At 37.8% G+C, this 13,533-nt stretch carries 8 protein-coding genes; 7 read left to right on the top strand and 1 reads right to left on the bottom strand.

The window, feature by feature from the left end; genetic code table 11:
- Nucleotides 1-5: 5 nt before the first annotated feature.
- Complete coding sequence (locus HHL20_RS05915; protein WP_169230237.1) at nucleotides 6-1,352, bottom strand: sigma-54-dependent transcriptional regulator; 1,347 nt, start codon at nucleotides 1,350-1,352, stop codon at nucleotides 6-8.
- A gap of 254 nt (nucleotides 1,353-1,606) precedes the next feature.
- Here HHL20_RS05915 and HHL20_RS05910 point away from each other — a divergent pair, with 254 nt between their 5' ends.
- From HHL20_RS05910 to HHL20_RS05880, 7 genes are all read left to right on the top strand, one after another.
- A complete protein-coding gene (locus HHL20_RS05910; RefSeq protein ID WP_169230236.1) occupies nucleotides 1,607-2,863 on the top strand; it encodes a glycoside hydrolase family 88/105 protein in 1,257 nt (418 codons plus the stop codon).
- A gap of 28 nt (nucleotides 2,864-2,891) precedes the next feature.
- Complete coding sequence (locus HHL20_RS05905; RefSeq protein ID WP_169230235.1) at nucleotides 2,892-3,797, top strand: alpha/beta hydrolase; 906 nt, start codon at nucleotides 2,892-2,894, stop codon at nucleotides 3,795-3,797.
- 92 nt (nucleotides 3,798-3,889) lie between these two features.
- Nucleotides 3,890-5,293, top strand: a complete 1,404-nt coding sequence (locus HHL20_RS05900) for a glycoside hydrolase family 28 protein (RefSeq protein WP_169230234.1) — start codon at nucleotides 3,890-3,892, stop codon at nucleotides 5,291-5,293.
- A gap of 1 nt (nucleotide 5,294) precedes the next feature.
- Complete coding sequence (locus tag HHL20_RS05895; protein ID WP_169230233.1) at nucleotides 5,295-8,903, top strand: DUF4450 domain-containing protein; 3,609 nt, start codon at nucleotides 5,295-5,297, stop codon at nucleotides 8,901-8,903.
- Between the two features lie 317 nt (nucleotides 8,904-9,220).
- Nucleotides 9,221-11,356, top strand: coding sequence for a hypothetical protein (locus HHL20_RS05890; RefSeq protein ID WP_169230232.1), 2,136 nt, complete (start codon nucleotides 9,221-9,223; stop codon nucleotides 11,354-11,356).
- 310 nt (nucleotides 11,357-11,666) lie between these two features.
- The gene (locus tag HHL20_RS05885; protein ID WP_185194795.1) at nucleotides 11,667-12,713 is read left to right on the top strand and encodes a GntR family transcriptional regulator; all 1,047 of its coding nucleotides are present in this window, start codon (nucleotides 11,667-11,669) and stop codon (nucleotides 12,711-12,713) included.
- Nucleotides 12,714-12,781: 68 nt separating this feature from the next.
- Nucleotides 12,782-13,225: a nuclear transport factor 2 family protein gene (locus HHL20_RS05880; RefSeq protein ID WP_169230231.1), complete on the top strand. Its 444-nt coding sequence runs from the start codon at nucleotides 12,782-12,784 to the stop codon at nucleotides 13,223-13,225.
- The last annotated feature ends 308 nt before the right edge of the window (nucleotides 13,226-13,533 follow it).

The raw sequence follows: 13,533 nt of genomic DNA, 5'->3' as shown, positions 1-13,533 counted from the left end.
GAATATTATGTGTTTTTCTTTTCAATATGCTGAAGTAAATTATAGATCGTTGATTTCCCGATATCCAGCATTTTAGCTGTTTTAATTACATCATTATTATTTTTTTTCAGAAAGTGGATGATAATATCGGTTGTATATTCTTTAAGCGTTTTCTGACCGTGAAGAAAGTTCTCCGATTTTTTTTCGAGATTATAAAAAGTAATATCTTCTGCCATAATCTCTGCCTGATCCGACATCACACATGCCAGATCAATAACCGATTTCAGCTCCCGCACATTTCCGGGAAAGCCATACGAAAGAAGCTTTTTTTTGGCCTCGTTGGATAATACTAAAGGTTTGCTTTTATTTTCTTTGGCAAACAATTCTATAAAATGCCTTGCCAGAATCAAAGTATCCTGTTCCCTATCGCGAAGCGGCGGAATTTCAATGGGAAGGCCGATAATCCGATAATACAAATCTTCCCTGAAGGTCCCGGCTTTTACTTCATTAGCAAGATCTTTATGGGTTGCAGTAATTACCCGCACATCAAGCTTAATTTTCTGGCTCCCTCCTACTCTGGTAATTTCTCTTTCCTGAAGGGCCCGAAGCAGCTTACTCTGAATATTGAGATCAAGCTCTGCAATCTCATCCAGGAAGATGGTTCCGCCATTAGCCTGTTCAAATTTCCCTGACGCTCTTTCCGAGGCTCCGGTAAACGCACCTTTTTCATGACCGAAAAATTCACTCTCCACAAGTTCTTTCGGGATAGCAGCCATATTAACCGCTATAAAAGGTTTATTTTTTCTTGCAGAATTGTAATGAATCGCTTTAGCCACCACTTCTTTTCCGGTACCCGTTTCGCCGGTTATCGAAACATTGATGTTTGATTGTAAAGCCTTATTTATTTTCGAAAATATTTTTTTTATGGATTCGCTCTGTCCGATAATTGTTTTTTCAAAAGCATATTTGGTTCCAAGCTCATCTTTCAGATCTTCAACTTCCTGTTTCAAAGAAATGGTTTCTTTAACCCGGATAATAGAATTCCACAGCAATTCTTTCGTATGCTCGTTCTTTACAATATAATCTTTTGCACCAAGCTTTAAGAAATTTACGGCTACCTCAATATTTTCCTGACCACTGATGACGATAATGGGAAGATCCGGATATAAACTTTTGATCTGGGTAAATAACTCATCACCCTGCAAATCAGGCAGTCCGAAATCAATACAGATGATATCCGGAGCCTGGTAAAGCGCAGACAGACACTCTTTTCCGGTATTGCAGATATGAACGTCATAATCAGGATTCAGCTGCAGATAATATTTGAGCATTTCCGCGAAGAAAGGATCATCATCAACTAAAAAGATTTTCATTATTTTGGATGGTTGTTTAGTTTTATTTTATTACTAATTTAAAAACTTTTCGTCAGATTAAGAATTATTTTCTATTTAAATAAAAAAATTGAAAATAATAAATAGTTATTAATGGTATTTTATAAAATAAATTATAATATAAACCATATTTTAAAAATATAGTATACCTTAAAATTTTTAAAATAATCCCGACAGTGCAGGACAATTTTTAACTCCGGTTATTTTAGATTGCAGTTATTTAAAATGTAATAATAATGAGTTTATTCAATCATAAAATAAAAATTCTGACTTTTACAGCTTTACATACGGGGATACTCTTAGCTTCGGCACAATCAACAATTCAGAAAAAAACTGAAAAGATTGCAGTCCAATCGGGTAAAATTGTTCCAACCCATCTGAACTGGTCAGAAAGAATGCTGCTTTCCGAGATGTACCGCTTTCCCGAATCATGGATGCTTGATTTCAGCAAAAGCCCGAAATGGACCTACCCTTCAGCCATCGTATTGGACGGTGCCGAACAGCTCTACGCAAAAACAGGCAAGAAAGAATATTACGATTATATCAGCAGCTTCGGCGATAAGCTCGTTACGGAAGACGGAACAATACTTACTTACGAACTGGAAAAATACAATATTGATCTTCTGAACAGTGGTAACGTATTGCTTTATCTTTATGAAAAAGAAAAAAAAGAAAAATACCTGAAAGCACTCCGGACCTTAAGACTACAAATTGAAGGGCAGCCAAGAACCAAAGAAGGTTCTTTCTGGCACAAAAAAATATATCCGTACCAGGTGTGGCTGGATGGCCTTTATATGGGGATGCCTTTTTATACGCATTATACAAAAGATTTCTCAAAAGAAACTGATGCCGCAAAAGCTTACGATGACATTGTTTTCCAGTTCGATTCGGTGCAGAAAAATCTTTTAGACAAAAAAACAGGGCTGCTGTATCATGGCTGGGACGAAAGCAGACAGGAAGCATGGGCCAATAAAGAAACAGGATTGTCTTCCAATTTCTGGGGTAGAGGCATGGGCTGGTACGGAATGGCCATGGTTGACGTTCTTGATTATTTACCACAAAACCACCCCGGAAGAGACCGGTTAATTTCTTACATTAAATCATTCGCTGACGCTATTATCAAAGTTCAGGATAAAGAAAACGGATTATGGTACCAGGTTCTCGATAAAGCAGGTGAAAAAGGAAATTACACCGAAGCTTCGGCATCTGCAATGTTTGTGTACATGATGGTCAAATCTGTGAACAAAGGCTATCTTCCTCAATCGTATAAAGGATATGCTAAAAAAGGATATGATGGAATCATTAAAAATTTAATTACCATAGACGAAAATGGCGTTGTAAATCTCAATAAATGCTGTGCGGTTGCCGGTTTAGGAGGAAAGCCTTACAGAGACGGTTCCTACGAATATTATGTTAATGAAAAAATCCGTTCTAATGATGCCAAAGCAACCGGCCCTTTTATTCTGGCCAGCATAGAATTTGAAAAAAAATAAAGCTGAATCATTTAAAAATTTAACGACAATGAAAAAATTCGGACTTATTTTATGTCTTCTACTGGTAAATTTAATTTTTGCACAGGAGAAAATCATTTTGTGGCCTAAAGGCAAAATGCCGAATTCAAAAGGTTTACAGCTGAAAACCGAAGAAAAGGACGGGAGAATTGTACAAATCAAAGAACCGGAACTGTTTGCTTTTTTACCTCCAAAAGAAGTAAGAAAGCCAATGGCCGTCATTGTTATTCCCGGAGGCGGTTATTACAAACTGACTTATGATCTGGGCGGTTACCAGATTGCCAAGTGGTTTAATACCTTAGGAATTTCTGCTTTTGTCCTTAATTACAGATTACCGATTTCTCCTGATGTAAAACAGCGGGAAATTGCTCCGTTGCAGGATATTCAGGCGGCGATAAAATACATAAGAAAAAATGCAGAACAATACGGAATTTCACCGGAGCAGATCGGTGTGATCGGAACTTCAGCCGGCGGACATCTTGCAGCATCAGTCAGCAATATCACAACAGATTACACCGAACTAAAGGATGATTGGACATCCATTTCCACCATTCCAAATTTTGCGATTTTAGTTTCGCCGGTTATTGATTTGGGAGAATTTGCGCACCTCGGAAGCCGCACCAGTTTATTAGGGGAAAATGCATCTCAGGAAAAAGTCTCCGAATATTCTATGCAGAACCGGGTTACAGATAAAACACCGCCAACACTATTAATTCATGCACAAAATGACAAAACCGTTCCTGTAATGAACAGTATTCTCTATTATCAGGCAATGACGAAAAATAAAGTAAAAGGCGCACTGTTTATATTTCCTGAAGGTGAACATAAAATCGGAATTACCAATAAATCTGAGCTCACCGATAATTGGAAAAAACTCTGTTCCGACTGGCTTAAAACCCTTTTCATTGCGCAATAATTTTTGTAACCGACAGTGCAGGATAATCAATTCTTATAATTATTTTAGATTGCAATACATAGAAACCATTCTAAAATTTCACCCTGATTTTTATGAAAAAATATATTTCACTTCTGTTTTTTTTAGTCTTTTCAGTTAGTATTTCTGCACAGTACAAACCCTGGACTTCTGCAAAACAGCCTTTAAAAGAGATTAAAGCTTTAAAAAAATACATAAAGAAGCCAATGTTCCGAAATGCAGACTACCTGATTACTGATTTCGGCGCTGTAGGAGACGGAAAAACAAAAAATACGGAAGCTTTCAAAAAAGCCATTGAAAAGTGTAATGCAGAAGGCGGCGGAAGAGTAATTGTTCCGAAAGGTGTTTTCCTGACCGGAGCCATTTATCTGAAATCGAAAGTCAATCTTCATTTAAGCGAGGGTTCTACGATTCTATTCAGCCGTGACAGCAACGACTACCCTATCGTTTTCACGCGTTGGGAAGGAATGGAATGCATGAATTATTCATCGTTAATTTACGCTTACGAAGAAGAAAATATCGCCGTTACCGGAAAAGGAACATTAGACGGAAATGCAGATAACGATAACTGGTGGTTTTGGTGTGGTGCAACAAAATATGGTTACAATGAGTCCCGCCCGGGAAGACAAAATCCTGCCCGCGCGAAGCTCCACGAATATATGGCGCAGAGAAAACCTGCCAGAGAAAGAGTTTTCGGGGACGGTTATTACTTAAGACCTAATTTTGTTCAGCCTTATAAATCTAAAAACTTTTACATGGCGGATGTTCTGGTTAAAAACTCACCAATGTGGAATCTGAATCCTGTTCTATGTGAAAATGTTCTCATTGAAAGAATAAAAGTCATCAGTCACGGGCCGAATAACGACGGTTTCGATCCTGAAGCCTGTAAAAACGTCTGGATTAAGGATTCGTATTTCGATACAGGAGACGACTGTATTGCTATAAAATCAGGAAGAGACGAGGACGGAAGAGACATCGGAAAACCTGCCGAAAACCACATCATTGAAAACTGTGAAATGAAAGACGGTCACGGCGGAGTCGTTATCGGAAGCGAAATTGCCGGCGGTGCAAAAAATATTTACGCTATCGGAAACGTAATGGACAGTAAAAATCTTGACCGTGCGCTGAGGATCAAAACCAGCTCAAGCCGTGGAGGGATCATCGAAAACGTATTTTTCTACAATACAAAAGTGGGCGCTTACCAAGAAGCAGCCGTTCGTTTCAATATGCATTATGAAAAGCCCGGAAATCATATTCCGACCATCAGAAATATCTGGGTTGAAAATTTAACCGTAGATAAAGGCGGAAAATATGCAGTTTTCTCCGATGCTTATGAATCTTCACCCGTGACGGATTTCACCATGATTAATGCTAAAATGGTCGGTGTTCAGATTCCGTACAAAGTAGATTATATGAAAAATGTGACCTTAAAAAATGTAACTGTAAACGGAAAGCCTTTAACCGAGTTAAAACCATAACATGCGCAGAAAGACCATTGTCGCCGGACTGATTGCTTTATCATCATTCTCACACTCTATTGCCCAATCGAAACATTGGCAGAACATCGAGCGTGAGCTGCATTACAAAGAAAACAACGGTGATTTTTTACTGGTTAACGGGAAATACCGTTTCAACCGTGCTTTGTACGGAGACAATCGTGCATCGAGAGTTGAAGCAGGAGATTTGCCGGAATTTGCATTATACCTTCCCGGAATGGGCGGAAATCTTCAATTCGTTATTCAAAAAGGTAATTCAATCAAAAAACTAATTCAGGCGGATAAAATTGAAACCCGTTATCGACCTGGTTCAATGCTGTACGAAATTAAAGATCCGATTCTTGGAAACGGAAGCATAAAACTGACTGTTTTGGCGCAAGCTAAAGAAGAAGGTTTAGTTGTGAAGATGGAAACCCTCAATGTAGATTCTTCCACAAAAATCTATGCGATTTACGGCGGGGCAAGCGGCACTACGTTTAGCAGAAACGGTGATATTGGTGCAGATCCGGAATCCGGATTTTACCTGTTGCCGGAATATTGCCTGAACAATCAGTTTCAGGTTAATAAAAATCAGTTTCAGCTCAATTATTTAAATAAGAAAAAAGAAACTCAAATTGTCAGCGGAAGTTTTTCAAATGTAAATTCCTTACAGCAAACCGATGCGACAACTTTAGAAAAACTGGCCGAGTTTACTCAAAATAAAACAGATAAATCTCCGATTGTTTACGCTTCGTATTCTTCGAAAAAAAATCCGGTTTATGTCCAAATTGCCAAAGGGAAATTAGTTAAAAATTTTTCGGATGAAGAGTTGAAGAACATCTTTAATGAAGCGGAACAATCCCGCTTAACATTAACGAATCGAATTCAGTTAAAAACTCCGGATTCAGATTTAAATAATTTCGGAGCCAATCTAGCTGTTGCTGCTGACGGAATCTGGGAAAGTCCGACCTTTCTTCACGGTGCCGTTGCCTGGAGAATGAGGCTGAATGCGTGGCGTGGTGCTTATACAGCCGATGCTTTAAGCTGGCACGACAGAGCAAAAGAACATTTTGAGAGCTACGCCAATTCTCAGGTTTTAAAACCAGATTTTGCCCCTGTCGTAATGGATACGGTGCGCCATCTTGCCCGTCACGAGGAAAAAATGGGGACTTCCGTTTTTTCGAGCGGATATATTTCCAGAAATCCGAATGACAATACCAAACCACATCATTACGACATGAATCTGGTCTTTTTTGACCAGCTTTTTTCGCATTTCAATTATACCGGAGACAAAGAATTCCTGAAAAAAATGTGGCCAGCGATGGTTCGTCATATGGACTGGGAAAAACGGAATTTTAAACGGGGCGATCTGTATGATGCCTACGCTGCAATTTGGGCAAGCGATGCACTGCAATATTCGGGTGGAAAAGTCACTCACACTTCGGCATATAATTACAGGGCCAACCGTGAAATGGCCAAACTGGCGAAATTGATCGGTGAAAACCCGCAGCCTTACGAACAGGAAGCAGATGCGATTCTAAAGGCTATGAAGAACCAGCTTTGGATAAAAGACAAAGGTTATTTTGCTGAATACAAAGATGCATTGGGCAATCAGATCGTTCATGACAAGCCGGGAATCTGGTCAATTTATCATGTTTCCGATGCGTTTATTCTGAATGAATTTGAAGATTATCAGAACTTACAATACATTAATAATTATACCCCGAAGATTCCGGTGACGGTAAAAGGGGAAAAAAATAAAAATTATTACACACTTTCAACAACCAATTGGCAGCCGTATGACTGGTCGATCAACAATGTTGCATTAGCGGAAAATTTACAAACTGCTTTGGCTTATTGGCAGGCCGGAAGAAATGATGAAGCGTATCAGCTTTGGAAGGGAAATTTGGTAGAAAGTATGTATTACGGAATCAGTCCGGGCAATTTTGAGCAGCTTTCTCATTATGATGCTTTTCGTGGTGAATTGTACCGTGATTTTGCCGATCCGATTGGCGTGGCTTCAAGAACATTGACAGAAGGACTTTTTGGCGTTTATCCGAATTTGTTGGAAAATAAAATCAGCATTAAACCGGGATTTCCAAAGAATTGGAACTCTGCAGAACTCAAACTTCCGGATTGGGATTATCAGTTTAAAAGAACTTCAAAAAAGACTAAGTATTTATTTAAATCTAAATACCAAAATCCGGTTTCGTTGAAAATGCATATTCCTGTTAATAAGTCCAACATCAGATGGGTGAAAGTAAATGGTAAAAATGTTGATTGGAAAATTAAACCGAATTCTATTTTACAGCCAGTTGTTCAGTTTGAAACGCCAAAAGGAAAAGATTTTAAAATTGAAATTAAATATTCCGGAAAAGAAATAAAAAACGAACAAACAGATTATATCCATTATATTTCTGAAAATCTTCAGTTAAATTTTGATTCAAAAAAGAAAATAAAACAAATCTACGACCCACAAGAACTCATTAAAAATTCCCCTTCTCCGGAAGGGTGGATTCGACCAACGGGAGAAGACGGGGTGGTCAGCTCAACATTCAGTCTCATTCATCAAGAAAGAAAAGGAACTTTTTTCGTACAGATAGAGCAAAATGGAATAACATGGTGGCAGCCCGTGAATGTAGATATCCGTTTTCCTGTGGAAACAAAATGGATCAGTCAAAAACTTCAGATTCAATCCAAATTATCCATTCCAATTACTGGAAAACTTAGTGTTAATGGTATAACTCAAACTTTCAGCCTTCTAAAAAATCAAAATAAAACCATTGAAATTCCTTTGAAATATTTGAGCAAAGGAACCAATTTGATAGAGTTTGAATACAATGGAATTAAGCAAAATATTGAAATCACAGACTGGGAAATTGAAAATCGCGGTGAATTCAACAACATTTCATTGGCATCAAAATACAATGAAAATGTGACGGAGATTTTCAATCAGAAATACCTTTCTCCCCGACTGAAAATCCCTACGCTTCAGCTTCCGTGGCAGGGAATCGGAAACTGGTGTTATCCGCTAATTACGGCTCAAATCGATGATAGCGGATTAATGAATAAGAGAAAAAACAACAAAGTCGATTTCCTTGGAATTCCTTTTTTGATTGATAAAACGGATAATAATATTGCGTTTGCCAGTCAGTGGGATAATTACCCAGATTCGATTGAAATTCCGTTGAGCGGAAAAGGAAGAAAGATCTATTTTTTAATGGCCGGCTCTACCAATCCGATGCAGTCGCAGATTGTGAATGGTAAAATCACCGTTCAATATACCGATGGTTCGACTTCAGCATTGGAGTTGAAAAATCCGACGAACTGGTGGCCGATTGAGCAGGATCTGTTTGATGACAATTTTGCTTTTGAGATTCCGGATGATAAAATCCCGTACCGGGTAAAACTGAAAACGGGAGAATTGTACAAAGGCGGAACATTGAGCAACTATTCGAGCATCAAAGGATTTACAGACCGCCAGATTGATGGTGGTGCGGCAACGATTCTGGACTTGCCGATTAATCCGGATAAAGAATTAAAGTCAGTAAAATTAACGGCAGTGAGTAATGATGTGGTGATTGGAATGATGAGTGCTACTGTTTTGAAATAAATCTAAAATCAATAGGGACGGGCTTTAGCCCGTTCTGAAAGAATAATAATTTATTGGCTTTAGCCAAAACTTTTAGATTTTGGTTAAGCCACAGAATTAACCATTGTTAAAATGGGCTGAAGCTCATTCCTATTTATAAATATCCGAAAATAACAATCAAAATGAATAATGTTCTATTTGATATGAGAGATATTGCAGCCCGACTTGAACGGAAATCCTTTTGTGAGAAGGAACGACGAACAAAAGATTGGGAGTGGAAGGCGGAATAGCTGCCAAAATAAAATATTGAACAAATTTATTCACTGAAATAAAAGAAAATGAAAAAAATTGTAATATATCTGAGTCTTTTTTGCATTGGATTTTCTTCAATGAATGCTCAGAAAATCGACCGTAAGAAGGTTGTTCAGCGGCATAATGTGGTTAACGTCACAGCCGATACACTATCAACTTTAACGGTAGGAAACGGAAAATTTGCCTATACGGTTGATATTACCGGAATGCAGTCGTTCCCGGAATATTATAAAAACGGAGTTTCTTTGGGAACGCAGTCTGAATGGGGCTGGAACAGTTTTCCGAATACAGAAAACTATAAATTCGAAGAAACCTTAAAACCGTATGACTTCAATAATGACGGAAGAAATGCCTTATACAGCGTTCAGATCAAAGAGCCGGAGCGCAACAAAAAAGCGGTGGAATATTTCCGTGTCAATCAGCACCGTTTGCAGCTCGGAAATATAGGCCTTGAGCTGATTAAAAAAGACGGCAAAAAAGCACAGATTTCAGATTTGCAGAATATCAATCAGAAAATTGATTTATGGACGGGAATCATTACGAGTGAGTTTACTTTAGAAGGAATTCCGGTAAAAGTTTGGACAGCCGCTTTTCAAAATTCAGATAAAATCGGGGTTAAAATTGAATCGGATCTCATTAAGCAAAAGAGGCTGAAAATTTTTGCACGTTATCCTTATCCGAGCGGACAGTTTCTGGATGAAGCGGTTTTTTATGGAAATGAAAATCAGCATTCTACAAAACTGATGTCATCAAATTCAAATCAGGGACTGATTGAGCATAAACTGCAGACTGCCGATTATTTTACACAATTATATTTTACAGACGGAAAATTAAGTGAAGCAGGAAAACATTATTTCGTGTATGAACCTTCTCCAGGCAACAAAAGCGCCGAATTGACTGTAGAATTTTCACCTAAAAATCAGAAAAGTACTAAGACGTTATTTGCGGATGCTGAAAAAGAAAGCAGTACGGGTTGGAAAAACTTCTGGGAAAGCGGTGCGGCCGTAGATTTTGATGGAAGTACCGATAAAAGAGCCAATGAACTGGAACGCAGGATTGTTCTTTCCGAATATTTAACAAAAGTTCAGTGTGGGGGAAGCAATCCGCCGCAGGAAACGGGACTTACGTTCAACAGCTGGTACGGAAAGCCACACACGGAAATGCATTGGTGGCACGGCGTTCACTATGCTTTATGGGGAAGACCGGAAATTCTGGAAAAACAAATGGATTACTATTTCAGGTCATTTGAAAAAGCTAAAAAATTAGCCGAAAGACAAGGTTATAAAGGCGTTCGCTGGATCAAGATGTCGGATAATGACGGGAATGAAAGTCCGTCTTCTGTTGCTGCATTTCTGATTTGGGAACAGCCGCATTTAATTTATATGACCGAACTTTTATACCGCCACAATAAAGACCGAAAAGTTCTCGAAAAATACAAAGACCTGGTTTTTGCAACGGCTGAATTTATGGCTGATTTTGCCACCTATGACAAGGAAAAAAACCGTTACAATCTGGGAAAAGGGGTGATTCCGGCGCAGGAAGTTTTTCCTGCAAAAGATACTTTCAACCCGACTTATGAAGTGGCGTATTGGGACTGGGCGTTAAAAGTAGCTCAAGAGTGGAAAGAAAGACTGGGTGAACCGAGAGATAAAAAATGGGACGACGTGATTACGAAATTAGCTCCGCTTCCTGTTCAGGACGGTGTTTATTTATCAACAGAATCGGCAAAGGACTCTTTTACTTTTCCGAAATGGATGACGGATCATCCGTCTGTTTTAGGTGCACTCGGAATGGTTCCGGAATCTCCGAAACTGGATAAAAAAATTATGAAAAATACGCTGGATATCGTATGGGAAAGATGGAACTGGAGCCATACATGGGGCTGGGATTTCCCGATGACAGCAATGACGGCTGCAAGGCTCGGACTTCCGAACAAAGCACTGGATGCGCTTTTTATGGATATTCAGACCAATACTTATTTAAAAAACGGGCATAATTTCCAAGATGATCGGTTGAGGATTTATCTTCCCGGAAACGGAGGAATTTTAACTACTGTTGCCATGATGCTGGAAGGCTGGGACAATTCCACAGGACAGTTTCCGGGGTTTCCGAAAGATGGCACATGGAAAATAAAAGCAGAAGGTTTTAAAAAGATGCCTTAAAAAGTTTCACATTCATATAGTTGAAGTCTGTCCAAATAATGGGCAGGCTTTTTTGTTCGGGTTCATGGTTTAAAGTTTACAATAAAATCGGAGTTATCATCGTTTTACATTACAAAATCGGTAATTTGAATAATTTAAACTTATATAAATAAAAAAATCTAAACTATTTAAAATTAATGATTTACAGTTAAATATTTCATTAAACATGACGATTATCAGTTATTATAAATTTTTGTAACTTGTCTTCTTTAACAGATTATTTTTATTTAAACATTTTTGTTAAGATAAATCATTTCTCATATCCTACACTATGGCTGAAACTTTTGAAATACACATCAACGAAAACTCCAGAGTTCCCAAATACAAACAGATCGTAGATTCTATTCTTAACGGAATTGATGCAGGAGAAATTAAAATCGGTGAAAAAATCCCGTCTATCAACGAACTGAGCGAATCGTGTTTTCTCTCAAGGGATACCGTTGAAAAAGCCTATAAAGAGCTTAGAAAAAGGCAGATTATAGAATCGGTTAAAGGCAAAGGCTATTATATTTCACGTATCAATAAGAATGACTCGATCAACATTTTCTTTCTGATCAATAAGCCAAGTACTTATAAAATGATGATCTATGATTATTTTGTGAATGCAATCGGTTCCAAAGGCAATGTAGAGATGTACATTTACCACTGTGACGAAACACTTTTCATTAATGCTTTAAAAAAGAATCTGGGGGGATTTGATTATTATGTGATCATGCCTCATTTCCGGGACGGGCAATCAAAGCACACGAGCTCTACAAGTGAAGTGATTGAAATAATCGAAAAGATACCCAAGAATAAATTGCTGATGCTGGATAATACAAAGCCGAATATTTCAGGAGAATATGGCTCTATTTTTCAGGATTTTGAGCATGATATTTACAATGCGCTGAAAGAAGGATTAGATAAAATAAAGAACTATGGAAAAATAATTCTCGTTTATCCTGACAAAGATATTCATCCCTACCCTTTCCGGATTGTGAGAGGATTTGAGAATTTCTGCAGAGATTTTAAACTTGATTATGAAATTCTTGATGAAATTTACCCCGACATGGAACTTCAGGACCGGGATATTTTCATTACCATCCGTGAACGTGATCTGGTGAATCTGGTGAAACAGATCCGTCAGAAAAACCTGAAACTGGGCGAAGACATCGGAATTATTTCCTACAATGAAACTCCATTAAAGGAATTGCTGGGAATCACCGTAATCACAACAGATTTCAAAGCAATGGGCGAATCTGCAGCGTATATGATCTTAAAAAATAAAAAGGAATCGGTGAATAATGTGTTTAAATTTATCCAGAGAGATTCTCTTTAAATTGTTATTTAATTAAATTGCGCAATCGATTACACTAATTTTAAGTAATTAATTTTAAAATATTTATTATGATTAAAAAAATTATTCTTGCCTTGAGCTTCATCATGACAGTCAGCATCTCTGCACAAAAAACAAATGATAAAGATGCAGTGGCGGCTGCCGCCGAAAAGCTTCGATTGGCTATGATTAGCGGGGAAAAGTCGTCACTCGAGTCATTAATTTTACCGGAATTGACTTACGGACATTCCGGTGGTCACATCGATGATTCCAAAGAGTTTGTCGAAAAACTGGCCAGTAAAAAATCTGATTTTTTAACTATTGATATTACCAATCAAACTGTACAGATTGTGGGCAATACAGCGATTATCCGACATCATTTTTACGCAACGACAGCAGATGCAGGAAAAGCTCCGGGAGACGTAACGCTTGATATTCTTTTGGTTTGGGCTAAAGTGAAAAACGACTGGAAATTGCTGGCAAGACAGGCGGTAAAGGCTGAGAAAAAGAAATAGTTCTTTATTAATTTAAAATTCGCAGGGAGTTCTTTGCGAATTTTTTGTTTTAAAAATTTTTGTTATTTATTGACGCAGAGATTTATTTTTTATTCTGAATATGTAAAGGAGCAAAGAATGAAATCAATAATTGATTTTTATGAAGCGGTCCTTCGAGCTTTACAAAACAAATTTATTTGTCTTACTTATTAAAAATCAACGAATAATTAAATCTTCGTTAAAACTTGTTTCAAGTTTTGGCTAAAGCCGATTGAGATACACTAATAAAAAAACGGGCTAAAGCCCGTTTCTATTGATAATTATTGTGT

Origin of the sequence: Chryseobacterium cheonjiense (assembly GCF_012927265.1) — a bacterium.
Lineage (GTDB): Bacteria > Bacteroidota > Bacteroidia > Flavobacteriales > Weeksellaceae > Chryseobacterium > Chryseobacterium cheonjiense.
Note: the sequence above shows the minus strand (reverse complement) of the source record. Positions and strands in the feature narration are given on the sequence as shown.

Excerpts from the sequence above, each read along its gene's own strand:
- HHL20_RS05890 (WP_169230232.1), top strand. The coding sequence starts at position 9,221 with ATGAAAAAAATTGTAATATATCTGAGTCTTTTTTGCATTGGATTTTCT.
- HHL20_RS05885 (WP_185194795.1), top strand. The coding sequence starts at position 11,667 with ATGGCTGAAACTTTTGAAATACACATCAACGAAAACTCCAGAGTTCCC.
- HHL20_RS05915 (WP_169230237.1), bottom strand. The coding sequence starts at position 1,352 with ATGAAAATCTTTTTAGTTGATGATGATCCTTTCTTCGCGGAAATGCTC.
- HHL20_RS05910 (WP_169230236.1), top strand. The coding sequence starts at position 1,607 with ATGAGTTTATTCAATCATAAAATAAAAATTCTGACTTTTACAGCTTTA.
- HHL20_RS05905 (WP_169230235.1), top strand. The coding sequence starts at position 2,892 with ATGAAAAAATTCGGACTTATTTTATGTCTTCTACTGGTAAATTTAATT.
- HHL20_RS05900 (WP_169230234.1), top strand. The coding sequence starts at position 3,890 with ATGAAAAAATATATTTCACTTCTGTTTTTTTTAGTCTTTTCAGTTAGT.
- HHL20_RS05880 (WP_169230231.1), top strand. The coding sequence starts at position 12,782 with ATGATTAAAAAAATTATTCTTGCCTTGAGCTTCATCATGACAGTCAGC.
- HHL20_RS05895 (WP_169230233.1), top strand. The coding sequence starts at position 5,295 with ATGCGCAGAAAGACCATTGTCGCCGGACTGATTGCTTTATCATCATTC.